The organism is Daejeonella lutea, from assembly GCF_900168015.1.
Lineage (GTDB): Bacteria > Bacteroidota > Bacteroidia > Sphingobacteriales > Sphingobacteriaceae > Daejeonella > Daejeonella lutea.
Genome location: NZ_FUYR01000001.1, coordinates 437,856 through 464,222, shown reverse-complemented (window position 1 = coordinate 464,222; position 26,367 = coordinate 437,856). Strand labels below are relative to the sequence as shown.

At 42.8% G+C, this 26,367-nt stretch carries 23 protein-coding genes; 4 read left to right on the top strand and 19 right to left on the bottom strand.

Annotated elements, in window-relative coordinates; translation table 11 throughout:
* The first annotated feature begins 384 nt into the window (after positions 1-384).
* Entirely contained in the window at positions 385-570 is a 186-nt protein-coding gene (locus B5X60_RS02110; RefSeq protein ID WP_079700943.1) for a Sec-independent protein translocase subunit TatA/TatB, read from the top strand.
* Positions 571-651: 81 nt separating this feature from the next.
* Positions 652-1,068 (top strand): hypothetical protein, encoded by a 417-nt coding sequence (locus B5X60_RS02105; protein WP_079700941.1) that lies wholly within the window; start codon positions 652-654, stop codon positions 1,066-1,068.
* Here B5X60_RS02105 and B5X60_RS02100 read toward each other — a convergent pair whose 3' ends face one another.
* From B5X60_RS02100 to B5X60_RS02030, 16 genes are all read right to left on the bottom strand, one after another.
* A complete protein-coding gene (locus tag B5X60_RS02100; RefSeq protein WP_221406189.1) occupies positions 1,069-1,371 on the bottom strand; it encodes a hypothetical protein in 303 nt (100 codons plus the stop codon).
* A gap of 59 nt (positions 1,372-1,430) precedes the next feature.
* Positions 1,431-2,558, bottom strand: a complete 1,128-nt coding sequence (locus B5X60_RS02095) for a lactonase family protein (RefSeq protein ID WP_221406188.1) — start codon at positions 2,556-2,558, stop codon at positions 1,431-1,433.
* A 28-nt stretch (positions 2,559-2,586) separates the two neighbouring features.
* Positions 2,587-3,729 (bottom strand): M50 family metallopeptidase, encoded by a 1,143-nt coding sequence (locus B5X60_RS02090; RefSeq protein ID WP_079700935.1) that lies wholly within the window; start codon positions 3,727-3,729, stop codon positions 2,587-2,589.
* A 39-nt stretch (positions 3,730-3,768) separates the two neighbouring features.
* On the bottom strand, positions 3,769-5,556 hold the full coding sequence (locus B5X60_RS02085; protein ID WP_079700933.1) for a serine hydrolase domain-containing protein: 1,788 nt from the start codon (positions 5,554-5,556) through the stop codon (positions 3,769-3,771).
* Positions 5,557-5,580: 24 nt separating this feature from the next.
* Positions 5,581-6,807, bottom strand: coding sequence for an exo-beta-N-acetylmuramidase NamZ family protein (locus B5X60_RS02080; protein WP_079700931.1), 1,227 nt, complete (start codon positions 6,805-6,807; stop codon positions 5,581-5,583).
* A 111-nt stretch (positions 6,808-6,918) separates the two neighbouring features.
* The gene (locus tag B5X60_RS18205; protein ID WP_170878356.1) at positions 6,919-7,080 is read right to left on the bottom strand and encodes a hypothetical protein; all 162 of its coding nucleotides are present in this window, start codon (positions 7,078-7,080) and stop codon (positions 6,919-6,921) included.
* A gap of 240 nt (positions 7,081-7,320) precedes the next feature.
* Complete coding sequence (locus tag B5X60_RS02075; RefSeq protein ID WP_079700930.1) at positions 7,321-9,834, bottom strand: phosphocholine-specific phospholipase C; 2,514 nt, start codon at positions 9,832-9,834, stop codon at positions 7,321-7,323.
* 81 nt (positions 9,835-9,915) lie between these two features.
* On the bottom strand, positions 9,916-10,938 hold the full coding sequence (locus B5X60_RS02070; protein WP_079700929.1) for a serine hydrolase domain-containing protein: 1,023 nt from the start codon (positions 10,936-10,938) through the stop codon (positions 9,916-9,918).
* Between the two features lie 105 nt (positions 10,939-11,043).
* Positions 11,044-12,462, bottom strand: a complete 1,419-nt coding sequence (locus B5X60_RS02065) for an amidohydrolase family protein (protein ID WP_079700928.1) — start codon at positions 12,460-12,462, stop codon at positions 11,044-11,046.
* A 232-nt stretch (positions 12,463-12,694) separates the two neighbouring features.
* Positions 12,695-13,780: a hypothetical protein gene (locus tag B5X60_RS02060; RefSeq protein ID WP_079700927.1), complete on the bottom strand. Its 1,086-nt coding sequence runs from the start codon at positions 13,778-13,780 to the stop codon at positions 12,695-12,697.
* 96 nt (positions 13,781-13,876) lie between these two features.
* Positions 13,877-15,229, bottom strand: a complete 1,353-nt coding sequence (locus tag B5X60_RS02055; RefSeq protein ID WP_079700926.1) for a DegT/DnrJ/EryC1/StrS family aminotransferase — start codon at positions 15,227-15,229, stop codon at positions 13,877-13,879.
* A 100-nt stretch (positions 15,230-15,329) separates the two neighbouring features.
* A complete protein-coding gene (locus tag B5X60_RS02050) occupies positions 15,330-16,415 on the bottom strand; it encodes a Gfo/Idh/MocA family protein (protein ID WP_079700925.1) in 1,086 nt (361 codons plus the stop codon).
* Between the two features lie 13 nt (positions 16,416-16,428).
* On the bottom strand, positions 16,429-17,880 hold the full coding sequence (locus B5X60_RS02045; protein ID WP_079700924.1) for a neutral/alkaline non-lysosomal ceramidase N-terminal domain-containing protein: 1,452 nt from the start codon (positions 17,878-17,880) through the stop codon (positions 16,429-16,431).
* An 11-nt stretch (positions 17,881-17,891) separates the two neighbouring features.
* Complete coding sequence (locus B5X60_RS02040; protein ID WP_221406187.1) at positions 17,892-19,271, bottom strand: hypothetical protein; 1,380 nt, start codon at positions 19,269-19,271, stop codon at positions 17,892-17,894.
* Between the two features lie 2 nt (positions 19,272-19,273).
* Complete coding sequence (locus B5X60_RS02035) at positions 19,274-20,308, bottom strand: Gfo/Idh/MocA family protein (protein ID WP_079700922.1); 1,035 nt, start codon at positions 20,306-20,308, stop codon at positions 19,274-19,276.
* A 112-nt stretch (positions 20,309-20,420) separates the two neighbouring features.
* Positions 20,421-21,482, bottom strand: coding sequence for a LacI family DNA-binding transcriptional regulator (locus B5X60_RS02030; RefSeq protein WP_079700921.1), 1,062 nt, complete (start codon positions 21,480-21,482; stop codon positions 20,421-20,423).
* 433 nt (positions 21,483-21,915) lie between these two features.
* On the opposite strand from B5X60_RS02030, the gene B5X60_RS02025 reads away from it, so the two are divergent.
* Both B5X60_RS02025 and B5X60_RS02020 read left to right on the top strand, forming a co-directional pair.
* On the top strand, positions 21,916-22,566 hold the full coding sequence (locus B5X60_RS02025) for a DUF6266 family protein (protein WP_079700919.1): 651 nt from the start codon (positions 21,916-21,918) through the stop codon (positions 22,564-22,566).
* Positions 22,567-22,724: 158 nt separating this feature from the next.
* Positions 22,725-23,570, top strand: coding sequence for an isochorismatase family protein (locus B5X60_RS02020; RefSeq protein ID WP_221406186.1), 846 nt, complete (start codon positions 22,725-22,727; stop codon positions 23,568-23,570).
* A gap of 11 nt (positions 23,571-23,581) precedes the next feature.
* On the opposite strand, the gene B5X60_RS02015 is transcribed toward B5X60_RS02020, so the two are convergent.
* Genes B5X60_RS02015 through B5X60_RS02005 form a run of 3 tightly spaced genes read right to left on the bottom strand, consistent with a single transcriptional unit; the run spans position 23,582 to position 26,341 of the window.
* Positions 23,582-24,391 carry an amidohydrolase family protein gene (locus B5X60_RS02015; protein WP_079700915.1) on the bottom strand — a complete coding sequence of 270 codons (810 nt, stop codon included), beginning with the start codon at positions 24,389-24,391 and terminating at the stop codon, positions 23,582-23,584.
* Positions 24,381-25,367, bottom strand: coding sequence for an amidohydrolase family protein (locus B5X60_RS02010; protein WP_079700913.1), 987 nt, complete (start codon positions 25,365-25,367; stop codon positions 24,381-24,383). Before B5X60_RS02010 ends, B5X60_RS02015 begins: the two co-directional genes overlap by 11 nt.
* A gap of 26 nt (positions 25,368-25,393) precedes the next feature.
* Positions 25,394-26,341, bottom strand: coding sequence for an amidohydrolase family protein (locus B5X60_RS02005; protein ID WP_079700911.1), 948 nt, complete (start codon positions 26,339-26,341; stop codon positions 25,394-25,396).
* Positions 26,342-26,367 lie beyond the last annotated feature (26 nt).

Here is a 26,367-nt window from a genome sequence, read left to right as displayed (position 1 = left end):
GCGGCTCTCTTAAGTACTGTTTTAAAACCACTCCATTTTGCCTGCTAAGTACCTTCTAGTGTTCTCCTGCGTATCTTCTTTGCCAAATATTAGCCTGGCGGGTCTTAAAATGGGGTCGTTGGCAGAGAAGATACAGAGAAGGTACGGAGAAAACCTATCTTTTAGACTAATTTTCGTTTCGGTTCAAAAACTATTATGACGCCGGCTGCCGGGGGGCCGGTAAAAAATAGCCATCATTTAGAATTTATCAATAAAATACACGAAGTAATCAAAATCAAAAAAAAGTTCAAACACCAGACACAATTCCCTTTGTAAAATATTTATATATGTTGTACGTTTAAATCTAATTATTCTCAACTTTAATAAAACTAAAAAGAAAATATTATGGCAGGTTTAGGTGGCCCGGAAATCATTCTGATTTTGGTAGTTGTATTACTCATGTTCGGTGGAAAAAAGATTCCCGAAATGATGCGCGGCCTTGGAAGAGGCATGAAAGAATTTAAAGATGCTAAAGATGGCACCTCAGAGGATCTGGAAGCAAAACCAGCTCCGGTAGCAAAGGAAAATTAATAAAAAAGGATCCAGGTATGGATCCTTTTTTTTGAAATTGGTATTCCTTATGAAAGTAGTTGTATAGGGGTAAAATTTTCAATGTCAACTTTATTAGCTAAATTATGGCAGATAAAGAAAAACTTAAAAATGAGTACTAATTACAAACAGACCCTGATTGTTGCAAGCGCTATTGTTATTTTCATTGTCGCCCAAAGCCTGTATTCCAGCCGGGTGAATGATGAGACGAAAATATCAGCGAAGGTCGTAAACGTGAGTGAAGGTGGTTTGAAGGACATTGTAGTTGGTCTGCAGGGCATTAGGGGGATCCATTACATCAGCAAAAGCAATACTAAGGGGCTTAAAGTTGACAAGCTGAATGAATTGTTATCCAATAAAGAAATCAATCTAACGTATATCCGTCCAGGCATCGTCAGCAAAATCAGCCCGGGAACAGAAACCAGGCTAATTTCTCAGATAGAACTGGGAGATTCCATTATATATTCCCGTTCAAATTAATCAGCCAGCAGCTGCATAATTCATACTAGTATTCAGACTGGCATGGAGGTACTGAGCAACCTCGTCATTTTCAAATGGGTTTTTAATCCTTTTCATAACGCTTATTTCCCAGTCCTCAATAGCTTCTTCCGGTGTGTGTCCAAACCCTTTGACGCCATACCTCAGATCAGGACCCAGCAAACAGCAAAAAAGCCGATCATCTACAAATACTACAGGCTTTAGAACGTTAAATAGTCTGTTAGATTCACTATTGCTTAACTCGATATCAACTATTAAACTAGGCTCAATATCCATCTGTTTCATAACACCCTCCATAACTACTTAACAGCTATGCGTGGGGAATGTTCGGATACATTGAATTTTTATAACTGCTGCAATGCAATGACCGCAGGAACCATTAACTGCCGACCGGCAGGTATTAACTGACCTGTTTTCTTATCCCTTCTGAAAATCACTACATTGTCGGTATCCCTGTTAGCAACCAAAACAAACTCACCCTTGTTATCAATCATGAAATTTCTGGGATGCTTCCCTCCCGTGTTTTGATGCCCGGCAAGAATTATTTCCCCGGTACTTGAATTAACCTGATAAATCACCAGGCTTTCATGTCCGCGGTTGGATGCATACAAAAACCCACCATCCGGCGAAAAATGAATATCTGCAGCTGAGTTCCTATCTGTAAAGCCTTCCGGAAGCATCGTCGTTCTTTTAAGTGGTGTAAGCGCGCCAGTTTTTTTATTGATACCGTAAGATGAAACTGTTGATGTGAGCTCCTCAGCAGAATAGGCAAATTTCCCATTTGGATGTATTTCCAGATGCCTTGGACCAGAGCCGGCAAGACTATTAACAAAAGGTATGGAAGCAGGAAGAAGTTTACCGTCGTCTTTAACCTCATAGATCATAATCTTATCGATACCCAGGTCGGAAACGTAGATAAATTTTCCATCTCTGGAGGGAATCGCAGAATGCACATGGGGACCTTCCTGCCGGCTCGAGACAATGCTTTTTCCAAAATGCTGAATGACATCGCTCGCTTTTTCAAGGCTTCCATCTTTATTGATCGGGTAAACTGCCAAATTGCCCGCACTATAGTTCGACACATAAGCAAACCGACCCTTAGGATCAATGCTGACGTGGGCCGGACCTGCGCCTTCTGACGACTGTTCATTGATCTTTGTTAACATCCCCGTTGCCGCGTCAATCGAAAACGACATAATGCTACCTTTACCATCAGAAATTGTTCCCTTGCTGTAAACAGCGTAAAGGCGTTTACGGTCGGGGCCTAAAGCCAGAAAATTGGGACTCTCCCCACCACTAACTGTTTGGATCTCCCTCAGTTCATTCTCCTTGCGATCAAATTTTAGAACATAAATTCCTTTGCTACCCCGGAGCGAATTTGTACCGGCGTAGATGATGTCTTTTGGCTGGCAAACAGTTGTTGCCGAAAACATAAAAGAGAACAAACTTGTCAGTTGTAAAATACGATTCATGGTTGATTTATTTAGACATCAGTGAGGTTTAAACATGGATAATTCTCCCCTCTAACTCATTCAGCTTATCCACTAGAGCAATTCCAACACCTTTATCCATCATATTCGGAATTTCTTCATGGCTGGCCCTGATCTTCTCCAAAGCCTCCGGATTTTGCGCTTTAAGAACTAAAATTGATGCTTCAGTAGCCAGGATCTGCGCTTTGGCGAGCATTGCTGAAGGCTGGAATTTGTTCCAGAATATTGTTGATTTTTCAAGATCCGTCCGTCCAAATGCATAGAAAAAAGCAGCATCAAGCCATACGCTGTTTCGTAATCCATCAGGGATCTTATCCGCATTTTCAATGTATGTCAGCAAATATTCTTCTGCTTTGTCCAGTGAACCACCGTCGAATTCCGCCTGGTGCTGAACCCCTGAAATGTACACTCCCATAGCAGCACCGGTTTTCATCGCCAGCAGCTCGGCTTCCTCAAGTTCAGATTTGTCCAATAAGCACGGGCGAATTCCGCCAGCTGAGCTGCTTACAATTTTTAGTGTCAAAACTTCAAATCTGGCCTGATCGCCGCCAGAAAGGAGGCGCAATGCACGGCCGCCGTCCGAAGAAAAACCTCCTGTTTGCAGAGGCAGTATCGTTACAAGCATAATCAAGCATGAGAATATCGATACCATAAGCAGAAAATATTTTGCTACTCCTATGGAAGTTTCCGAATTTCCATATTTAAATGTGATCATTGTAGATAGCAGATACGCTGTAATAGTCAGCAAAAGGCTCGCAAAAGGTCCGCCGAGCGCATATAATGAAAATCTATTTGCGAGATTATTGCTGCCAGTTGGAAGACATATTACCATTCCCCCCGCTGTATTTACATTCTTATTCCACTTGAATCTCCATCCCCCCGATTCTTTCTCCCACATAAACGGACCAACAACATACATCTTGAAATCAAATTTCTGAAGAATACCTGTGATGGCGTGGCCTGCCTCATGAATTCCAATCACGAGGAAAAAAGCTGGAATGAAAAGTACGATCATCCACATCTTGACTAATTTCGGCACCGGGGGTATGAAATGTACGCCATTCCTACCCACATAATAGCCAATGATCGCAGAAATTATTATAACAATTGAAAATGAAATAAACTTTCTTGACGAGCCTTTTTTATCCGACATGATGATACTGTCCCTAACCTGATACCTAAAACTTAAGCCCTACTTCTGCACTGCCCGGTAAATCACATCCTGAATTCTGCTTCTGATATTTAACTGATAAAGTTTGTCGGTGATCTTTGGATGGACGCGGTTTGATAAGAAAACATAGATTAAATTGTACTTTGGATCAACCCATACGCAAATTCCTGTAAATCCTGTATGGCCGTAAGTTCCTGGGGATGCAAGTTTTGAAGGATAGGCTTTAGTAGTATCCGGATCATACATATCAAATCCTAGTGCCCTTCTGCTTACCGCAGATTGTTTTGACGTAAAAAGATTTACCGTTTCGGGTCTCAAATACCTGTCGCCTCCATAAGTTCCTTTGTTAAGCAGCATTTGATATAATATTCCCAGGTCATTCGCACTCGAAAATAAACCTGCATGTCCGGAAACTCCACCTAACAATGATGCTCCCGGATCGTGAACATAACCGTGCAACAGGCTTCTCCGGAAATTTGCCTCGTCTTCTGTAGGAACTATCTGATCTTTTTCAAATCGGTTTCTTGGAAGATAACCAGCCGTATACATTCCCAGAGGTTTGTAAAACTGATCCTGGATATATTTTTCGATAGGTGTTCCTGATTGCCATTCCACAATTTCCTTCATGACATACATATTCATATCGGTGTATAAATAAGTGCCCCGGTTGCGCAAAGGGGCTTTGAGGAAGGCCGGCCAGAACATATCTTTAAAATAACCTGATTTGAAATAATAATCGTCGGCAACTTTAACAGGATAGGCCTGTGACGAATCACTGCTATACTCCTCTGGTTTCAATTTCAGGTAGAAGGAAACTGCCGTTACACCTGACTGATGGGCCAGCAGCTCCCTGACCTTTAAATCTTCCTTATTTGACTTGCGTGCGTTTGGAATATAGTCACCCACCGTTTTATCTAAAGAGATCTTGCCTTGCTCGTAAAGTTTCATCGACGACAATGTCGTTGCAGAAACCTTTGTGACAGAGGCCAGATCATATATGTCAGTTAGTTTTGTCTTTTCAGTGCCTTCGTAAGTATGCGAGCCATAAGCTTTATTAAAAATGACATTCCCGTCTTTTATAACCATTACAACCGCACTTGGGGTTGCCTTTTCCCGTATTGCCTCTGCGGCAATCAAGTCTATACTATCCAAATCAGCCGAATTCAATCCTACCGCTTCCGGAGAGGAATATCTGAGACGAGTTTTTGCTGTTGCATAGCCAGAACCAGCCTTATATTTTGCACTGATAGTTTTACTCAACGTACCTTTGGCAGCAATGCCTCCAAAGATCAACTGTGCTGCGCTGCTGGCAGCATCTACGTTTGATGTCGTACTCCAAACGACAGGTCCTGTTATGAAATCAAGACTTTTCAGTGAACTGAGTTCTCCAAAGCCAGCAATTATAATGTTCTTGCGCTTCTGATTTTCTGAGATAAATCGTAATATGTCCGGATCTTTTAGCGACTGGCTCGTAACCTGAATTATTAAACAGTTGTAAAACTTGAGGTAGTCGCCCGTAAGATTATCCAGGTTAAGCGAATCTGTTCGGTAAGCCGGGGTGTTGAAACTTTTAATTGCCGCATATTTCTTCAGTAAACTGTCGAAAACTGACGAAAACTCAAAACCTGTATTGATACTTGAAATGTTCCTCTCTGCAAGAGCCCGTAATGGTATGACTTTAGCCTGATTGTTGAAAAGAAATTGTGATCCGGAAGAGCCTTTACCAGGTTGAGTCTGACTGAAAACAGTATTTCCGATAGTTGAAAACACAAAGGAAAGAAGGAGAAGTTTGCCAAGGAATTTGTTCATTTAATGTAGCTTAGATTGAAATTATTAAGGATAGATAAGGTATTTTTTTCGCATCTGTTTATAAGCTGCGAGGCCTGGCTCCCAGCTTTTCCTGATATCGGCCTCAGGCACACCCGCAACGATTTGCTCTCTTAGCTTACGTGTACCGGCAAGACGATCAAAAAATGGCTTAAAGAATTCCTCTTTTTGAGGATAATCGGCATACAATTGTATGAGCCATGCAATATTTATTTGCCCTGATTTTGCAAATGTTCCAGTATCGAAGGTTCTAAAATCTAAACCGAAACACGGTTTGTCCTTGTGGGGCGGGTCTTCGCTCATTCCTGGAATTGATACTGGAGTAAATGAAAAATCGTACTTACCTTTTAGGGAAGGTGCTCCTATCATGGTAAATGGAAACCTGGTTCCGCGCCCCTGGCTAATAACTGTTCCTTCAAATAAACAGAGCGACGGGTAAAGCATTACAGCCTGCTGAGTATTAAGGTTGGGTGTCGGGCCCACGGGGAGCGTATATGGTGTAGTATGGGTATAACTGGTGTTTTTTATAATCTTGAGTTTGCACTGAACTTTATTTGCAAGCCAGCCTTCGCCATTTATCATCTGGGCCATTTCGGCAAGGGTCATACCATGGGTTATCGGTATAGGAAACATCCCTACAGCAGATTTGTGCTCCATTTCCAGTATTGGCCCATCAATATAAGAAGCATTTGGATTGGGACGGTCAAGTATCAATAACTCGACATTACTCTCAGCACAGGCTTCCATCACCTCATGAAGGGTCCTTAACTTCGTAAAGAATCGCGCTCCACCATCCTGTATGTCATACGTTACGAGATCAATGCCTTCGAGATCTTCTTTAGTGGGTTTGATTTTTTTTCCATAAAGGGAAATTATTGGAATACCGGTCTTCGAATCAATTTCATCTTCAACCTTTGCCCCGTTACTGGCATTTCCGCGGAAACCATGTTCCGAGCCGAAAATTTTAACCACATTGATATTTAGCGACCGCAAGCTATCAACGAGTGGTGTTTTTCCAACTAATGAAGCCGGGCTTGCAACTACTGCTATGCGTTTACCTTTCAGATAAGGTACATATTGCTCAGTATCATCTGCGCCGGGGCGCATCATTGTTTGTTTTTCAAGAGAGTTTTCAGAGTGAATCAGCGGAAATGGAGGCACCAACCCTTGCAGGCATATGACAACAAGTATCGCAGCCAAAAACCTCGACAGGGTATAAAAATATGCTCTCATTCAAGAAAAATTAACTCTGGCCGCTTACACACAAAGGCGATTAAAGTTAGTTAATATTGGAATGAAATAAACTAAAAACAACACATTGAATTAAAGCTGAGAAGCAGCTAGCTATATCGGATCTATATCCTTATGTTCCTCTGGTTTAATTTCAGACTCATTAACTGCTTTTTCAAAGTTCTTTTGATCCTTCCTATTCCTTTTTATCATGAGTATTATTACAATGATGGCGATTAGAAGGATCAGGCCGGCAATGGGATAATTAATTTCCATATATTCAATTTAAGGCAGTTTAGGCTAAACACCCTTATCTTATTAAAGTTAGTAATCGTCGGTACGACAAAAGAATGAACTCAGAAGCTGAAACGTACAAAGACACCCGTTACTAGCAGGTGCCTGTATATACTAGCTAACCAATTAATTATTTAGACTCACACAAAAATAAGTGTGTAGTGATAACTTTTATTACGGTCAGGATTACGTTTGTGTTAAGCTTTTGTTACCAGCAATTGATTAAACAATTCTTCCCATTAACGGATCCGTTTTCCCCGCCTCCCCCGTCTCAACTCTTCCTGCGAAACGCTCCTCAAATCTAGAATAGCCTTTTACTTTGAGACTGTGATCATACCAGCCATAGCTCTTGGACAAATCAACATTTAGTGCGGCTGTTGCACCCGGAGCGATCGTTCTGGTCTGACTGCCACCCTTGTAGCTATTATCGGCCAGGAGAACAGTGTGAGGTTTTGAATCAAGATTTTTAACGGAGATGATGATATTACCGCTCAGTTTCTTTTTATTGATCCTGCTCCGTTCGTAAGCCATGTCTACCTGCATCAGCGGGTTTGAAGCATTACCTAAAAATTCCCTGTAGAATCCATTGGGACCATAAGCCCTTAAATGATACTCGCCCCCGCCAAAATTATTCAGGTTCCATTCGTCTTTAAGGGTGTCACCAGCAACTGCAGAATAATTCCATGATTTGAGTGCCTCCCCTTTGTATGGATTCATAGAATATACATAGAACGGTGAACCAGCCGCCTTTTCACCAAAAACCATATTGCCGGCAGTAAATTGAATTCCAAACGTGTTCTTTACCTTGTCGAATTGCCCGTTTACATACAATTCGTATGGGAGCGCACAAGCACCACGTATCCCTTTCTCCTGCTTTGGAAAATATGGTGAAGTAAGTGGATCTTTGTTAATCGCAGCAATCTCCCCGGCGCTGAGCTTTTTGAAGTTTCTTGGCTCCTGTTTGAATTTCGCGTTATTAATGTTTTTAATAAAAGGTTCCTTTTCCAGGAAAGCCGGCTTGACTATAGTTTCATTATTGTAGGGTCTGAATGCCGATGTAAGGTCTCCGCATACTGCCCGCCGCCAGTTTGTAATATTCTCCTCTCTTACTTTCTTATTGAACTTCTTCTCAATAAAATTTTCTACGAACTGAATCGATGAAGTATGATCGAAAACTTCAGAACATACAAATCCCCCTCTTGACCATGGCGAGGCAATAACCATCGGTACACGGTACCCCAGGCCAATAGGAGCATCTCGTAATCTGTTTTCCTGAGCAGATGGATTGGTTTGCTGATCCTTTGTTGAAAAGTCCAGTTTTGGATCAATACCCTGAGAAACTTTCCCTGTATCATCTTTATAAGGATTCGGAACAACAAAGGGCGGCAAGTGATCAAAATATCCATCGTTCTCATCATAGGTCATGATAAAAATGGTCTTCTTCCAAATCTCCGGATTTTCAATAAGTATATTGATCACCTCGCTCACATAAAGCTCGCCGAACCAGGGCATTCCCGGATGATCCGATAAATTCCCCGGAGCATGTAAATAGGAAACAGTAGGGAGCTTGCCAGATTTTACATCCTGGCGAAACTGATGCAGCACATCCCCTTTCGGAATATTTATTTCACGCTCAGTTCCATTGTCCGAATATTTCAGTGGCGCAAGCGTGTGGTAGTCGGGATCACCGACATTAGTTGAGAAAGCCTTGGAGATTAAATTCTTCTGGTGCTGGTTTAGCTTGTTGTAATTTTCTATTGTAAACTTTTCCTGATCAGCTTCGATAAGTGCCAGTACTTTTTTTGCGGCAGCAAGTCGTGTTTCAGATTCCTGGCTTGCAGGAAGCTTCGAAAGAGAATCTATCTGTTTTAGGATATTTTCTTTCTTCGCAGCCAGGGAGCTGATTGCTCCCGGATGAAGTCGTACGTTATATTGCTTATAGAACTCCAGAACATTCGTTCCAAAATTTCCAAGCCATCCCGAAGCTTCACCACTTAATGGTGTGGGCATAGACAGCTCATTCTGGTAAACCTTCCATGAAACACCGCTTTCTTCTAAACGTTCCGGGAAAGTCTTCCAGGTTAAATACGGGTTCCCTGAACTTGCCAGGTTCCAGAGGTTCGCTGGTGAAGCCGGTTCGTTCTTTTCACGTACTGTTCCCGACATCCAATAGTGCCTGTTAGGATGCGTGCCCGTGATACTGGCGCAGAAGTTATGATCGCATACGGTAAAGGCATCGGCCAGCGAATAATAGAAAGGGAAATCCTCGCGGGTACAGTAACCCATTGTAAGCGGCATTTCTGAATACTCCTTGCGCGAAGGTTTTTTTACATCCAGCCATTTGTCATATTTTCCTTCGTTACGTGCATCCGTCTGGTCCGCCCATCCGTGTGGGACGGAACCCATCCACGCCACTTTGGTATCTTTTATATCAACATGAAAAGGTGCATATGTTTCATTGTCTTTATTTGTCTGCAGCCAGACTTTATTTTTATCCGGCTGTTCGATGGCGCGCGGATCGTTGAATCCCCTCACACCCTGCAATGTACCGAACCCGTGATCAAAAGATCTGTTTTCCTGCATTAGGAATACAATATGTTCGGCGTCATAAAATGTACTGCCCGGTTCCGGAGAAATGGCTATCGCCTTTTGAATTACCGGAGGCAAAACATTCATAGCAGCTGCAGTACCCGATAACAATGCTGCCTTCCTTAAAAAATCTCTGCGATTATCCATATCAATTAATTCCTGGATTTAAGCCGTAAAACTATCAATGTCATGTTAAAATACCTTTAATTCTGCGTAATCAGAATAAAACTAATATTTAGTTATTGCAAGGTCATAAATTTTATTCAGCATTTCGAGTCCGCCGAAATCCGTATCAGTATTCGCCGACAGTATCGCAGAAAAATCAGCGTCTACCATTCTCATATAATCAGTCTTAAAGCCCATAATTTCACCGCCATGAGCCAGCTGCGTTCTCCCGGACCTTCTAAATCGAAACAGGCCATGAGTCATTTCAAACTTCAATTTCACGTCTGGGCCTGACAAAACGGAACCGTCTTCTTTAAAAAAAGGTTGAGTCAACATAGCCAGCGATCCCTTGCTTAAAATTTCACCATTAAATAACGCTCGTTCAAACTCCAGAAAGTCGTGGAGTGTTGCTGAAAAACCTCCTGCCGAAAAAGTACCGGAGTTGCTATAATATGGCGGTAGAACAAACTTATCGCCTTTGCGTAAATATCCGGTCACCTTGCCCGGTGAGCTAAGCCGATCGTCTGTCTTTAATATTTTTAATCCGGGTCTACATTCACTGATCAGCTTCAGCGCAAAATCAAAATAATCCAGTTTTGAAACCTTCTCGATGATCATCCCCAAAAGATAAAACCCCGTATTACTATATTTCCAATTGCTTCCGGGCTCGAATGTTAGTTCGCGATCGTTCACATACTCCAGAATCCTTGCCTTTGGAACATCTAAACTACATTCAGCCCAATAATCCGGAACATCTGTATAATTTATTATTCCGGAGCTGTGAGTAAGCAGATGAGAAATTTTGACTGAGTTCCATTGCGATGGAATTTTCGAAATCAATTCGGTGATTGGAGTATTTAGAGTGAATGAATTTTCTTCTGCCAGTTTCAATATGCATACAGACGTTATCAGTTTACCGACGGATGCGATATTGAAAATAGAATTCACGTCCAGCGAACGCTTTGATTCAATATCACATAAGCCATAGGCATAGGATTGTATTTGCTCTCCAAATCCAAAGGAACACGACAAACCAGGCAAAGCTAATTGCTCAAATCTCTGCTCTAAATATTCATCAATTCCCATGCATTTCAATGATCGGCAATTTTACGAATTATTGTTTCAAAACGAATTTGCACAAAAAAAGCGGGTAATCTGAGTTCAGATTACCCGCTCGTAATATTGATAAAATTACTGCCTCGGAGCCGGTGTTGTTGATGGCGGTCGTGAGGTATTAGCAGCTCCGCCCCGTTGAATCGTAGGAAGGTTGATCGGCTTTACCCTTCCGTTAAGATTATACACGAGTTCTCCTGCACGCAAGGTCATTTCATGGGAAAATCTTTTCGTTCCATCGATATAGCCATCGCGCGCCCAGAAGCCGAATTTCCCGTTACGAATTTCAAAAATCGCGATATCAGCAACAGACCCTACGGAAAGGTTACCGAGGTCAGGTCGCTTTATTTGCTGCGCTGGACTCCATGTAGCGGCTTTTATAACGTCATTAAATGGCATCCCCATCGCCATTAGTAGACCCATGATATTCTGCATATCTTTCATCGCATTATTCATGCTGCTTATATGCTGATCGGAGCTTATAGAATTCGGGAAGAAGCCAGCTTTAACCGCCGGTGTGGCTACATTAAAGCCAAAACTGGAGCCGCCAAATCCAATGTCAAAAATTATCCCCTTTTTACGCGCAGCAAGTACAAAAGGCTTAACATTTCCTGCTGAATCCATAATTGCACGGCCGTAAACGTGAGTGTAAATATCGCCGGGACGGAAACGTTCGAAAATCTCTTCATCCAGACGGCCATCGAGCATGAAAACACCACCCATTTGTCTGGCAGCCTCCACTCCGCGTTCAACCGGAATTAGATATGCTTTAGGGATGTTTCCGCCACCGCCCCCAAAGTGGGCATTTTTAACTCCCACAATAATATCAGGATATTTTTTTCCCATCTCAGCAGTTTTCTGAGCATCCATATCATCCAGGTTACTTTCAGATCGGCCATTCATGCCTGCTCCATTAATGTTAAGCAAGGCCAGAACACGTGTTAATGATAAGTCTATTGTCTGTTTCTTAAATGTTTCGAAATTTCTCCAGCCGGAGCTGCCGGCATCTACAACAGTTGTCACACCTGAACGAAAAGTAAATCCGTCTGGCGGGATGCTATATGGTCCGTCGCTGTAATTGATACCGCCGATGTCATTTCCCCAAAAATTATGCGTGTGAAGATCGATAAACCCTGGCGTGATATATAACCCTGTTGCATCTATTACCTGTACACCCAGATCAGGATTGATATTTTTCGCAACGAGGGCTATTGTACCATCTATGCGTGTTACGGCTTCCTGGGCCGGCCTTGCGGGACGTGCAGGCACACCATTTGAGGCTGGACGCTCAGGCTCTGCAGGCATTGCAGGCGTAGCCGGGCGACCGCCTTTTATAGCGATATCCATTATCCCGTCGATATTATTTTTGGGATCAATTACGTGACCACCCTTGATCACAAACTTATAAGGCTTTGCCGGACTTGCCGCTGGTTGCTGTGCCCTGACTCCCACGGTCAGGAAGACCAGGGCAGAGATAATAAGTAAATTTCTTTTCATTACTGAGAATTGAGGTTTCTTAAGCCAATATACTTTTAATGGCAGAGAAAAGTAATAGGTGACGAAAGAGTTACACTTTGTTAATGGAAAGTGGAGAATGTAGAGTTACTTTCCCGCGGACAAAAAAGGAACGAGAATCGCCAGATGTTTATATGGCAATTACCGAGGGGTTACAGATAAGAATTACCAAATACTCTATACCAAATCGTTCTCCACTCTCAATTCTCAATTCTCAATTCTCAACTAATTTAAGTTCTGCATCGATCTTCCTGTTCCAGAATTCTTGTATTACAGCCGATAACCCGTGGGATGTTTGGTCATCATATTCCTGCTGGATCTTGTTCATCTCACGATAGAATTCCAGGTATTCAAAATTAATAATGCCCTGATAATTTTCTGGAGTCAGTTTTTCTGTCAGGAGCTTCTTCTTAAATCGTTCAGCCACGAGCTTTACCAGATCGAAGTGTCTTTGTTCATGCTGAAGATTATAATTACTTCTGGTGCCGCGTCCCACCCAGGAAGCGCTTTTCACTACAAACACCTTTAACACGAGCTCAATAGCTATTTTCCCGTCCTCTGTTTTAATTCTTTGATCGTAGCCGAAAGAAGGAAACACAGATGCAGCGAATTTACTTTCGGACCTTTTTTCACGGAAATCTTCCCATGTCAGTGGTCGCGAGGGATCGTAATACACTGTGTCATCATGTTGGTCAAGGTATTCTCGAAAAGATATCTTCAACCCCTTAGCAAGCTTTGGATTAGTGCTTTTTTCAGCCTGGAGCCAGCCATTTAGAAACTTCAGACTGTTACTCAGGACTTTTTCCAGGGTAGGCTCTACGATGCTTAAGTTTGTTAATGAACGGGTATACCGGGCAGTGCTTTTATATTGCGTGAGCGGGACAGACCCAGCTTCTTTTTCGAGGTCGAACATAAAAATGAGGTTGACCTCACCGGAAACACGATCATTACCGAGAAGATTTTCATTAATCCTGCATTCTTTGATCCGTATACTTATTGGAGTTAATGTAGTGTTCCTGACAAGATGTTTTCCCAGAGTTTTTGTTATACCTGCAAGGCTGGCGGATTGTAAGGCAAGCTTGTGGGTGACCGACTTTTCGTTCGTACTGAACAGCAATGTGCCAATCGAATCCTGGCCAATCCTTTCATCGAATATGGAACTTATATAGAACTCGGGAGAAATAATGGGATTTGCAGGCGTTGGCTGAGCTGACTCAAGCTTCTGAGCTTGTCCGAAAAGGTTCTGAAAAGCTGCTAAATTAAACGCAGTCAGAAGTAATATTGTCCGGAAGTTTTTCACACTAGCTTAACGATAAATCAAGATGCCTCTTACCGCTCAAGTTAATGTTTTCACCTGATTTCTGAAACGAATCCTTCCATGGTAAAAAAAATCTTCTTACAGCTTTTCTCTATTTTCGTACACCTTCATAATTGCATTGATCACATCATCCATATCCTGCCTGGTTCCCATCAGACATGATGATCCCGGTAATACTACCATTTCCTCATTACAGATCAGATCACAGTTTGGGCAGGCCATTTCGTCACTGTATTGTTTTAGCCTTGCTGCACTATACATGTTCTGGTATTCTCTGAGGCCTTTAATATGTGCAATCCAGGGTTCGATATGTAAGCCCCGGGCAATATAGGGGCTCAAATTCACACCTTCGGCTGCAACTGCTTTTAGAAACTTACTGCGTTCAACATTATTAAAATGTTCTTTATGATAACTCATGGCGAAATGATAGTAACCGCCGCTCTCAGTCCCAGCATACTGTTTTTGAGGCACAAGACCCGCGAATCCCTTGAGTTTTGAGATCAAATAATTCGCATTTTCATTGCGACGGTTAAAACGATCTCTTGCTGATGCGATCTGCCCCATGAGGATCGCACCCTCAAACTCATTCATCCTGTACTTAGGACCAATAGTTACATTACTGCCTTTACGATTTGTACCGTGATTCTGAACCGTGTAGCATTCATCCATTAAAGCAGCATTATTGCTGATAATAGCACCACCTTCACCGCAGGCAATTTGCTTGCTTGCCTGGAAACTGAAACAACCGACATCCCCTATTGTGCCTAGTTGTTTGCCCTGATAATGAGCAAAGTTAGCCTGACATGCGTCTTCAATTATTTTTAAGTTATGTTTTTTTGCGATAGCCATTATTTTATCCATCTCACAAGGCATTCCCATCATGTGCACCGGAATTATGGCTTTCGTGTTTTTATTTATCTTTTTCTCAATCAATGCGGCGTCAAGCTGGTATGAGGCCCGGTCCAGGTCAACTAAAACTGGTAAAGCCCGGCTCGTGAGAACCGCCGAAATCGTTCCAAAGTCAGTGTATGGCGAGGTTATCACCTCATCCCCCGGGCCAATATCCATCGCTTCAACACAAGTTGCTAATGCCTGTGTACCCGATCCTGTACCAATGCAAAATTCCGTGCCCATGAGCTTTGCATATTCCTTCTCAAAAGTCGCAACAGTGCCCGTGGGCGATTGTATCCTGCTCCAAATACCGCTTTTTGTGGTCTTATTAATGGATTCCATCATTTTTTCATCGGCAAGCATGGCTGGCCATTGGGGCCATACTTTGGCGCGAACAGGTGTGCCACCAAGCAGTGCTAATTTCCCGGCTTTGTTTGTTGCTGGTTTAGCAAAGGATGGAATACTGCTGGACAATGCTGTTGCAACAGTTGTAGTAGTTACCGCAGCAATGAATTTTCTTCTTGACAGATCATTAAACATAACAGTTGTTTAGGGACAGGTTAATATTTTACAAATTAGCGTGTACGTAACCGAATATGATCCAAGTTAACAAATATACTTGACATCATAGCATGATTCTTTAGAGAAGAGAAACTACATTGCCTGTCCTGACAGACTCATCGCATGCAAATGCAATTCGAAGACTATTTACAGCATCCTGGATATGATCAGTAAGATCGACATCCTCTTGAATTGCCTTCAAAAAATATCGTTGCTCACGGTTGCAAAGCTCCTGATGATCTGGTTCATCGGTTAGATTAATCCAGGTGTCTTCCTTCACAAAATTATTGTCCTTATCGATACTGGAGTGATGGAATCGCAGTGATTCAGTTTTTGTATGCGATTCCACAGAGTCTGACTTCCCTGCTCCCCCTGCATCTTTTGCTACTATAGAAACGGAGCCTTTAGGCCCGATCACATCTTTTACAAAGAATGCGGTTTCACTTATCATCGGTCCCCATCCTGCTTCGTACCAGCCAACTGAGCCGTCTTCAAACCGAATTTGCAGCTGTCCGTAGTTATAATTACCCTCCGGTATATCGTCAGTCAGCCTCGCACCTATGGCATTCACCTGCACCGGCTTTGACCTTACCATCTGACACATTACATCGATATAATGAACTCCACAATCCACAATAGGGCTGAGGCTTTTCATCAGGTTACGGTGAACATTCCACATGTTTCCATGACTCTGCTGGTTCAGATTCATTCGCATCACAAGCGGCTTGCCCAATTGCTGGCTAAGTTCCACAAACTTCTCCCATGATGGATGGTGTCTCAGAATATATCCTACAACCAACTTCTTTCCAGCCTTTTTAGCGGCCTCAGCTACGCGTATAGAACCTTCTACGGAATCAGCAAGCGGCTTTTCGATAAATACGTGGCAACCTTGTTCTAATGACTTAATCGCATAGCTCTCATGCGTATCTGGATAGGTAGAAATGCATACCGCGTCGGGGTGAGTCTGTTTCAGGGCATCCTCAAAATCATCATATAAATCATATTTGTTACCCAGGGCTTCGTTTAAAACATTCTTGCTTTTTCCGGGCGAAACCAGCCCGCATATTTCGAATTCATCGAATGCATGATAAGCTTTCGCATGAGACGCACCCATGTTTCCGCATCCTACTACCAGTATTCTTATTTTTTTAGTTGTATCGGCCATTTCGAAGTATCTGCTATTTTGTTGTTAAGAATTTCGAAGGTATTAAATCATGAACAGCAGACATAATAATTTCTTCAACACCCTGTGCAAATGGGGATGGCTTGTGATAATAATACATGGAGCTGACAGCTTCATAGCTATATCTTGGCTCCTTCAGAGCACGTGTTGAAGCAATATAACAGGGGACGTCATTCGAGTAAGCATTAACCCATACACGTTTTATGTCGAATTCCCTTTTTATACGAAGAGAATAGTCTGAAACGACTTCGCCGGCTAAAAAAACCATTGCCAGTTCCTTGCCAAATGTCCAAACCTGAATTGGGTAGGTCAAGCTTGGGGATATAACCTTGCCCCTGGCGATCTCGTTTAATGCTAACCGGTAATAATATCCTTTAACAGTTTTATCCTCGGTTTGCGCAACCATTTCCTTTATAGTCGGAACATGCTCATATGGAAGTTCTATAATCTTAACCTTGCCTTCAGGAGTTTTATTTAGCGGCTGAAAATTAGTGCTCAACAGTCTGTTCACTTCGTCGGCAATCTTTAAAGCGTAATGATCTATTCGCTGCAAAGGAGTTTTTCCTTCCAGTCCTGTTAGTGTCGGATTTGCATCGGCACCACAGCCAACGGCATGCAGTGCGGTCACCCCCGGATGATTTAATTCAATAAGACGCTGGGCCTCACCTACCCAATCCCCGTGGTATTTATTATTAGAGCCATCGAGTGTAACAGCGTGGCAGGAATAATTTAAAAATAAGGCCTTGAGCTTTCCCGCTGTATCAGTTACTCTAAGCAAGGGTAAGGAATGATCTACGGGCCCGTCGGCCAATCTCCGGTTTTTAGCAAAATCGACTTTACCTTGAGTCCATGCAACATAAGATGATTTGCGGTTATTTAAGGACTCTATAGCAACCTGCTCAAGTTTGTCTGTAAGCTGTTCCACGTATAATGAAATATGATTCATCTGGTCTTTGGATATCAAAGAATCACTAAAAGCGGTAGCGCTTCTATACTGCAAAATATTTAATAGATCGCCCAGTTCAGGCCCTGAGTGTGTATGAGATGCGCTGATCGCTAGTTGAGCGGGCTTCAAACCTGTTTTAACTGACAGACGTCTTGCAACCTCTTTAGTAACCTTCCATGGGATACCGATAAGGTCGACAGTGATTATCACTGAAGCACCCTGACTATCATTTCCAAGTGCCAGGGCTTTTGCATGCAATGGCAGCGAAGTACCTTCGGCTTCAGACTTACTTCGAATTGCAAATCCTGCAAGCCGCACAGGCCATGCCGGCGTGATATCGATAGTCGAAACACCGGCGTCTATCATTTGGTGGGACGAATTTATTTTCTGGGCGAACGCTTGGTCCAGACTCAGCAAAATACAAACTAAGGCAAAGAACTTCTTTATCAGACCAATCTGCATTTTCCGGAGCACCAGCTTGCCTATGAACAATGGTTTCATCTAATGATCGTTTATTTTTCCAATAATTTGCGAATCGCTTTCATTAAGATTCCCTCAGCGTCGGCTGTAACTCCAGAGGCCTGCCCAGTTTCGTAGCCGCCTTGCCCGTAAGCTACCGCTGTTCCGATATAACCAACCCCATAATCGCCATATCCGGCAACAGCCACGAACAGATCAGGTCTGAGGCCTTTCGCTGCAAGTTGATATTCTACAAAGGGTTCGCCGGGTAGGTGAAGTATTCTGGCTTTACCTAATGCCAGGCTGGAAATATCGATTTTCTTTCCTGCCTCCAGCCGCCGCAGCCATACCAGTTTGGAAATGTTATTAGCGATAAATACGGATGTCTCGGTTTTCAATCCCGCTTCCAGCTTTTCAATTCCCGCGGCGGGCACAAGTTTCACCGGTTCTGCGCTCCAGCGAATGGAAGCCGGGCTTACAGGTTCCCTTTTGGTGGTTTCCCAGGCACGTTTCATACCATCGGCGAGTCGCTCGGCTAATATCAATCGGTTCTCCTTAGCACCATCGTTGTATTTGCCGGCAGTTATGTTACCCCCGGCTCCGTTGAAATGGATATGTAGAGCATCGGGAACGGCGAGCTGCCGCATGAATCGTGCTATCCCGGGAAAATCCGGATTTGCCACACCCGTACGATAATAACTTTGAGGATGGGATGCATAATAGCTTAGCACCGCTAAGGGTTTGTCATTATTCCAAAAGCTGATTAATGATACCATAGGATCAATCAGACCTTCAGGTGCGGCCCGGATGAGTGAGTCTTTCGTGGCTGATGTTCGTGTATACTTGACCTTGCCGTCAGGACCAAGAATCCTGCGGTTTGACGATACTTTAAATACTTCCGCCTGTCCTGTTCCAACATGTGTGAATGGTGAGGCCGCAAGTACTGATTTTTTTATACCATTCCCTAAACGCTCGATCAGGTCGCGGGTATAAGTACCTTCAAAAGCGCCGGGTAAAACTCCTGCAGCCTTCATGATTACTTCGGCACCAAGATCAGATGTGGGAGCATCGTGCTGATGAATGGCATGGACTACCACCCTGGATGGAACTGTTCCGGCCGCTAAGGCCATCACCCGCTTAAATTCATCCTGACTTTCGTTGGAAATTCCAATCCAATCCACTGAACACATTACGATCGGGTCACCAGCCCCTAAAATTACAATGCCCTTCGCCCGTAACCCCATATCCCAGTTATTAACCATCGGATCATAGGTCAGCTGACTTCCTACAGGTGGTGTTGCATCAATATCGAATACAGCTAGCCTTAAAGGATTTGGTGTTACCTGCGACAGCACTGTCGTTGACGACAGAATTATAAGTGCACCTGTTAAACAGATGCTTATCCTCCATCGAAAATACATTAGATGTTTCATTTTTACTTCGCTGCGAGCGCTTTCTTGAATCTGGATTCAATAGTCACTGGTGTACCATTGTTCTTCTTACTTTCGTAAGCAGCCTCCATAAATGCACATATCTCGAGTGTTTCCTGAGAACTTACTGGTGGAATACCTGTTTCGAAAAATTCAATTATCTTAACAAGTAAAGGATCATAACCTCCGAAGTTTCCGATTTCTGAAACGCCCTTTTCTCCAAAAACTGTTCCTCCATACACCTGCTTTCCTTCATGAATACCGCGGAAGGTACCTACCCTGCCATTATCCCAGGTTCCAACAACAAGATCAGTATTTGGAGCATTTACCTGGACAACTGATTTACAGCCTGTGCCCATTACAGTATAAAGGGTTTCAACTCCGTGAATGCCGTACCAAAACAACTCGGTGTGTGTTGGTTCATATTTGGATGGGCTATAGGTGTCAGCTCCGAGAACTTTTCCAACTTTTCCTTTGGCAATTTCCTGGGCGCCATTTGAGAATCGCAGCGACGATGAGGAGAAAACAGGAACTTTATACTTTTCAGCAGCCTTAAAAATTGCTATTGCATCAGCCAGCGTAGCAGCAACCGGTTTATCGATAAATACTGGCTTGCCCGCCTTGAACACTTCCAGGGCCTGCGCTAAATGCATCCTGCCATCATTAGTTTCTAATAATACAACGTCAACTTTGCTGAGCAGATCCTTTATCGATGGACTAATCGCTACCCCTAGCTTCTTTACGTCCTCAATGTATCCCGGAATTCGTTCCGCACTGCTTTGAATGTCTTTACTTCCATAAGGATATGCCGCCACTACAGTATAACCTTTATATTGACTCCCTGCTCCGGGAGTATTCAGACTTTTTGTAAAGGCCACACTGTGGGAAGTATCCAATCCAATAATTCCAACTCTTTTGCCAGCTTTCTTCGTTGAATTGGCGTAGCTACTAAAAGGTAAAATACTCTCTGCCATGCCTAAACCAATCCCAGCTATCGCTGCTGCCCTGATGAATTTGCGGCGGTTATAATCTTGCTTCATTTCAATCCTTATGTTAAATTTTTATTGACGTTTACGTACCCGAATATACTAATTGTTTTAAGCTTAGGAATACTGTGTTAAAAAAAATACGAATCGGGAAAGCGAATTATTCTCAATTCCGATAAAAGTCGGCATTCTCTTTTGTGAGGATATCGATCGGCATGAAATGTATCTTTTCAACCGTCGTACCAAATGCAAGGTGTTGGTACAGGGACATGACTCCCCGGTATGCCTGTTGTTTGGGCTTCTGGCAGATCAGGAAATCTATGATACCTTTTTTCAGATAATCCACGTTTTCAGTAAGAAAGTCATACCCTATCAGAATGATATCATGCTTGGTCTTCTCAATAAAACGGGCGACTTTAGATACACGTGAATTTGTCACGAAAACCACTTTGATGTCCCCCGATTCATTAAATGCTTTGGAAAGACTTTGCTCTATGGCTTCATCTGCAACCTCCTTTATGTCCAGCTTTACAATGTTTCCGGTCCGATTGTGGTCTTTAAAATAAGCTCTTAGTCCTTCTTCTTTCTTGAGCAAATGATGCTGATTATCAATCTCCTTTGAAATATTAACAATCAATAATTTATCCCCTTCTTTTGTCAGATAACTTATAAGGTGCCCGCCCATGTAACCGCTGTGATAAAGATTCGGACCTATATAGCTTAAACTGCTTTTATTAGGGAGATCCGAGTCCATTAATACATAAGGAATGTTCAACTCCTGACATTTGTCTGTAAAAATTACAGATTCGTCTATAAATGAAGGCCCGAGCAAAATTCCATCCGGTTTACTTTCAAGTATGACTTTGGTTTGCTTAACGAATGAGTCAATTGAGTTTTGATCATAGAAGTATTTATCGAGGACGATACCGAATTGTTCAATTTCTGACCCTGCCTGCTCAATCCCTTTTAATGGTGCATCCCAAAAACTTGTTTCCTTTGAACTTTCAGGTATCAGCGTTGCAAGCCGAAGTATTTTTCTTGACGCAAGCCTCTGTGCTAGCAAGTTAGGCTTGTAATTAAGTTCATCAATAAGCTTGTTGATCTTTTCTTTTGTCTCGGCAGAAACTCCTTTTCTATTATGTATTACCCTGTCAACAGTCGCTATCGATACATTTGCTCGTCGGGCGATTTCCTTAACACCGGTCAGTTCAGTAACTCTTTTTTTCATTAATATCTCGCTTCATTAACACGTTCAACAATAATACCTTATATCTCTGGTTTTTCATAATTATCAATTGAAGACTAAAGGATTATTGTCCCATTGCGATAATATCGAACCACTTAGAATGAAAATGGGCGAAGTCTTTGATAATTTCTTTCGGAAGCTTGCTTTGCCGAGGCGCGAGAACATTTTTTTCACCATACAACAGACCCGACGATAACCAATCATTGGAGTATGTCTTGACATTACCTGATGATTAATTGCAGGCATTATAGTTCGGATACTGGTCGGGTATTGGTCGGATATTGGTCGGATATATGACAGTTAATGACGAATAAAATATGTATTAAATGTATGTTAAATATGAATTAATACTGAATAACATTTGGAGGCAATATTATTCTTTCATTATATTTATGTTAAACATTTACAGATACTTATGGGAATTCTATCAGGAGGACCGAACAGCGGTTTCAGCGGAAAGGCAGGAAGCTTTGTAGGATATTATCGGCTTGGCAAGTGGGTGATCAGAGGCATCCCCAGGCTATCGGCAAAAAACAAAAAGGGATCACCGGATCAAAAGGTAAGTCGAAGCAGATTTACCCAGGTGCAATCTTTTCTGAAACACATCATGCCTTTTATACGAATTGGTTTTCATCTTGAAGCCAGGCGGAAAGGGAATACTGCTCATAATTCAGCCAGTTCATGGAATTTGCTTAACGCGTTTAATGACAATGGAGAGTTGGATTATTCTAAAACGCGGGTTAGTTCTGGGATTCTGGAGGGAGCTCAAAATGCTTCCGCACAGCATGTTGATGGGAAAATTATATTCACCTGGGATGATAATTCGAGTTATACAGATTCAGGTAAACGTATAGTTCCCGAATGGCTTGATCAGGTGATGCTCCTTGCCTATCAGGTCAAATATCCCAGCATGGTGATGATCAGCAGCGGTGCGAGACGATCCGCAGGTAGTGACTCACTTGAAATACCCGGTGTGAAGGGTGAATGGCATACCTGGATTGCTTTTGTATCCGATGACCGCCAATATATTTCAAATAGTGAGTACCTGGGAATTGTAAATATATAATGGGCAGACATCCTTTTATGGCGCGAAAATGTAAAGCAATATTGGAATAATTATATGTTTCCCTTATCTTGTGTAGGTACCCGCAGAGAAGAACATACCGCCAAATGACAAAAGGAAACTCAAGACGACAATTTATTAAAATATCTTCTTTAACGGGGATGAGCACCGCCCTTGGCATTGGAATGCCCTTTGAATCACTGGGCCAAAATATCCCTAAAGCTCAGCCCGCTGTTCCTGATGGAAAAACCCTGCACTTAAGGCCACGCTATCACAGATGGCATGTGGACCCTGGACAGGAATGGCTGGAAACAAATACCCGTTACGCCAACCTGGACTGGAAGCTTCCGGTTTCTCAAACAGCATTGGTTCTGCTTGACGTTTGGCAGCGGCATTACATTAAAGAAACGGAAGATCGGGCCGAAAAGATCATCAATGAGAAATATGTGCCGCTGCTGGCTAAAGTCAGAGATCAAGGTATGCAGGTAATCCATGCACCTTCTCCGGAGGCAGCAATGAAGCATCCTAACTGGGTTAAACTCATTTCCAGGTCAGAGATGAATCCGCCTGCTGATTCGTGGCCGCCCGCTGAATTTCGTAATAGTTCGGGACCATACAAAGCATTCGGAAGACCTGCAGAACCCCGCGAGGCTGAAAGGCGGGCATTGCCGGAACTTACATTCCATCCTAAAGTAATACCGCAAGCAAACGAGGCAGTTGTTGCAAACGGGGAAGAACTTCATCGCTATTGCAAAAAGAAAGGAATATTATTTTTGCTCTACGCCGGGTTTAACACCAATGCTTGTATTATCAGTCGCGACTATGGTGCGACGCAGATGACAAACAGGGGCTATGCGGTTACTTTGCTTCGCGATTGCACAACAGGCATGGAAAATAAAGAAACCCAGGCTGAATTGTTACAGACAAATGGTGCGATCCTATTGCTGGAGATGTTCGGCCATTATACGACAACATCTGATGAAGTAATTAAAGGCTTTAATGTTTAACCTAAGCTGCTTTAACTTAATCCTAACATCTTCTTTGCATTACCGGATCTGAGCTGCTCTTTTACACGTTCATCCGCTTCCGAGGGTTGAAGAGACTCTATCCTCAGCTGCCCTGTTAAATAATCGAGGATTGGGGAATGAGTTCCAAAGGCAAATTTGTTGGTGCCATACAGCTTAAGAAATTCAGACATATTAGTTATCGTTCTGCCGGAGGTATCAAATATTAAATCGGCAGTTTTAACCAAATTCATCTCATCCGGTGTTAACACGGCTGCGTTCGCATAGTTCAGGATCATATATTTTGCATCGGGTACAGCCTTGACTATGGGCAGAATATCTTTCAGGTTCCATTCACGCTTGGTGGTTCCCACAACGTAATCAATATCCATCCACGAACGCTGCCTGCTGTCGACCATTCGATATTCGAATGCAACCGGGAGTCCGTAATCGCGAACACGTTTGACGAGCTCTATACAAGCCGGGTCGGTGATCCCAAAATCATGATATTTGGGATAAATCCTAACTCCCCGCATACCCATTTTTTTAACAGATGTTTCCAGGTCATCCCTCCACCCAGCATAAATTGGGTTTATAACCGCAAATGGAATAAAGCGATCACTGAATTTTCTGGCCGAGCGGATTTCCTGGTGTAGTTCCTCATTTGCTGATTGCGTGTTTTTGTAGAAAATGCCATTGAGGTTGCTGATCACTGAAATATCCACTCCAAATTTGTTCATCCGGTCCAGCAAGAGCTCGCAGGTATTATATTTCATTTGCTGAAATGGCCAGTTACCAACGTACGCATTTATATCAATCAACATTTCTGCCTCCTTTTCTTAGTATGTTATTAAAGTTTTCAAAGAATATTTTCCTTTTTTGGGTCTCAGTCAGGTTTGAAGCCAGGATCTTTCCGACGCTTTGATAATAGCAATTATCGGATCCAAATAGCACGCGATCTTCTCCAAGGTGTGCCACAGCAAAATCAACAAGATGCTCTTCATTATTACTACCTGAAGTATCCACATAAACATTTGGGCTATTTTTCAATGCCTTACACATATATTCCCAATCGCCACCTCCGCCAATATGTGCGTACTGGAACATCGCTTCAGGATATCTTTTCGCGATATCAACAAAGTCTTCCGGAATCGATACGTTTTTGGGCTTAAAGCCATTATATTTCATGCGATACCCCCCAACTCCTATTTGCACTTCAGCATGACAGTGAATGATCATCTTGAGATCAATCATCTTCTCGACGATAGGATAATAGGAAGGATCGTTTATCTTCGTTTGATAGTAGACTTTTGCATTTGTCATACCCTGATCTACACATCGCTTGATCTCATCCATCGATTCTTTTGCATGCACCGGGTTGAACGTAAAACTTCCAGTTAGTACTTCCGGATACAATTTCATCACTGCCAGAACGATGTTGTTATTGCGAATAAATGCCTCTGGGCTGCCGTCCGGAACTCCGTTAATAAGCCGGGTTACCGGGTTTGATAGAACAAGTTTTTGAACTTGCAGTCGTCTAGAATAATCGATCAGACTTTCCGCATATTTTTTCTGCACTTCCGCATCCGTGCTGGCTAGATTAACGTGAACATGCGAATCTAATTTCCGGTATTTCGCCACATCCTGCATGATATCATACTTAGCCCGCGGAGTATCCGTATCAGATGTCGGGTGTAAGTGCTGAGGCTCTTTAAATGCCATCAACCCACCTGAAAGGGCCAAGCTACCAGCCGATACCGCGGTACCTGCAATAAATTTTCTACGTGATAATTCGGACATAGCGAGTTGTTATTTATTCAAAACGATCATTTTATACTATTACCTGACTTTTCCAATATCTTATTATAATTCTCAAAAAAAACTTTCTTGCGCTGGGATTCTGTAAGTTCAGACGCCAGGATCTTGCCAACACTCTGATAATAACAGTTGTCAGAACCGAAAAACACCCTTTCTTCACCGAGTTGCTTAACAGCAAAATCTACCATGCCCTCGGGATTATTACTCCCCGATGTGTCTACATATATGTTAGGCAAATGGGTAAACATCTTACATGCATATTCATAGTCGCCACCGCCTCCAATATGCGCGTACTGGAACATGGCTTCCGGATATCGTTTAGCAATATCCGCGAAGTCTTCCGGAATAGAGGTATTAGGACGAATTCCCGTATCGTATTTCATCCGATATCCTCCAAGACCAAGCTGGCAGTGTGAATGCATGTGAATGATCATTTTAAGGCTGATCATCTTTTCAATAATTGGATAAAAGAGTGGATCGTTGATCTTAACCTGGGTATAGACTTTCAATCCAACCATACCCTGGTCCACGCGCCGCTGTATTTCCTCTAACGACTCTTTCTGATATGGTACATTGACCGTAAACTGACCGGTAAGCCTCCCCGGAAACTTCTTCATTGCTTTTAGGGTCAGATCATTGTAATGACGAAAATCCTTTGGGGTACCTTCTCCGCTAGTTACAGGTCTGGATATGAACATCTTTTCGATCCCAAGCCTATCCATAAATGCAATATTGTTTTCTGGTGGACCGTCGTAAAGATCAGAATGTACATGTGAGTCGATCTTACGATATTTCATCACATCCTTCATTAAGTCGTAAGGACGGGCGGAGGCCGGCATGAAGCCGGAATGGCCTCCGAACTCAGTTGCGTCCAATACCGGGCCGCTAACAATGAGCCCGGCTAAGGACATTGTCGATCTGCTTACAAATTTCCTTCTATTGATGTTTACTGACATAAGTTCTGTAAAACTTTATCCATTCC

What these genes read in the sequence shown, in the direction of transcription:
- B5X60_RS02065 (WP_079700928.1), bottom strand. Translation starts at nt 12,462, where the DNA reads ATGAAAAGAAATTTACTTATTATCTCTGCCCTGGTCTTCCTGACCGTG.
- B5X60_RS02015 (WP_079700915.1), bottom strand. Translation starts at nt 24,391, where the DNA reads ATGTTGATTGATATAAATGCGTACGTTGGTAACTGGCCATTTCAGCAA.
- B5X60_RS02030 (WP_079700921.1), bottom strand. Translation starts at nt 21,482, where the DNA reads ATGAAAAAAAGAGTTACTGAACTGACCGGTGTTAAGGAAATCGCCCGA.
- B5X60_RS02035 (WP_079700922.1), bottom strand. Translation starts at nt 20,308, where the DNA reads ATGAAGCAAGATTATAACCGCCGCAAATTCATCAGGGCAGCAGCGATA.
- B5X60_RS18205 (WP_170878356.1), bottom strand. Translation starts at nt 7,080, where the DNA reads ATGGAAATTAATTATCCCATTGCCGGCCTGATCCTTCTAATCGCCATC.
- B5X60_RS02020 (WP_221406186.1), top strand. Translation starts at nt 22,725, where the DNA reads ATGAGCACCGCCCTTGGCATTGGAATGCCCTTTGAATCACTGGGCCAA.
- B5X60_RS02080 (WP_079700931.1), bottom strand. Translation starts at nt 6,807, where the DNA reads ATGAGAGCATATTTTTATACCCTGTCGAGGTTTTTGGCTGCGATACTT.
- B5X60_RS02075 (WP_079700930.1), bottom strand. Translation starts at nt 9,834, where the DNA reads ATGGATAATCGCAGAGATTTTTTAAGGAAGGCAGCATTGTTATCGGGT.
- B5X60_RS02045 (WP_079700924.1), bottom strand. Translation starts at nt 17,880, where the DNA reads ATGAAACCATTGTTCATAGGCAAGCTGGTGCTCCGGAAAATGCAGATT.
- B5X60_RS02050 (WP_079700925.1), bottom strand. Translation starts at nt 16,415, where the DNA reads ATGGCCGATACAACTAAAAAAATAAGAATACTGGTAGTAGGATGCGGA.
- B5X60_RS02110 (WP_079700943.1), top strand. Translation starts at nt 385, where the DNA reads ATGGCAGGTTTAGGTGGCCCGGAAATCATTCTGATTTTGGTAGTTGTA.
- B5X60_RS02085 (WP_079700933.1), bottom strand. Translation starts at nt 5,556, where the DNA reads ATGAACAAATTCCTTGGCAAACTTCTCCTTCTTTCCTTTGTGTTTTCA.
- B5X60_RS02100 (WP_221406189.1), bottom strand. Translation starts at nt 1,371, where the DNA reads ATGAAACAGATGGATATTGAGCCTAGTTTAATAGTTGATATCGAGTTA.
- B5X60_RS02025 (WP_079700919.1), top strand. Translation starts at nt 21,916, where the DNA reads ATGGGAATTCTATCAGGAGGACCGAACAGCGGTTTCAGCGGAAAGGCA.
- B5X60_RS02040 (WP_221406187.1), bottom strand. Translation starts at nt 19,271, where the DNA reads ATGAAACATCTAATGTATTTTCGATGGAGGATAAGCATCTGTTTAACA.
- B5X60_RS02005 (WP_079700911.1), bottom strand. Translation starts at nt 26,341, where the DNA reads ATGTCAGTAAACATCAATAGAAGGAAATTTGTAAGCAGATCGACAATG.
- B5X60_RS02105 (WP_079700941.1), top strand. Translation starts at nt 652, where the DNA reads ATGTCAACTTTATTAGCTAAATTATGGCAGATAAAGAAAAACTTAAAA.
- B5X60_RS02010 (WP_079700913.1), bottom strand. Translation starts at nt 25,367, where the DNA reads ATGTCCGAATTATCACGTAGAAAATTTATTGCAGGTACCGCGGTATCG.
- B5X60_RS02090 (WP_079700935.1), bottom strand. Translation starts at nt 3,729, where the DNA reads ATGTCGGATAAAAAAGGCTCGTCAAGAAAGTTTATTTCATTTTCAATT.
- B5X60_RS02070 (WP_079700929.1), bottom strand. Translation starts at nt 10,938, where the DNA reads ATGGGAATTGATGAATATTTAGAGCAGAGATTTGAGCAATTAGCTTTG.
- B5X60_RS02095 (WP_221406188.1), bottom strand. Translation starts at nt 2,558, where the DNA reads ATGAATCGTATTTTACAACTGACAAGTTTGTTCTCTTTTATGTTTTCG.
- B5X60_RS02055 (WP_079700926.1), bottom strand. Translation starts at nt 15,229, where the DNA reads ATGTTTAATGATCTGTCAAGAAGAAAATTCATTGCTGCGGTAACTACT.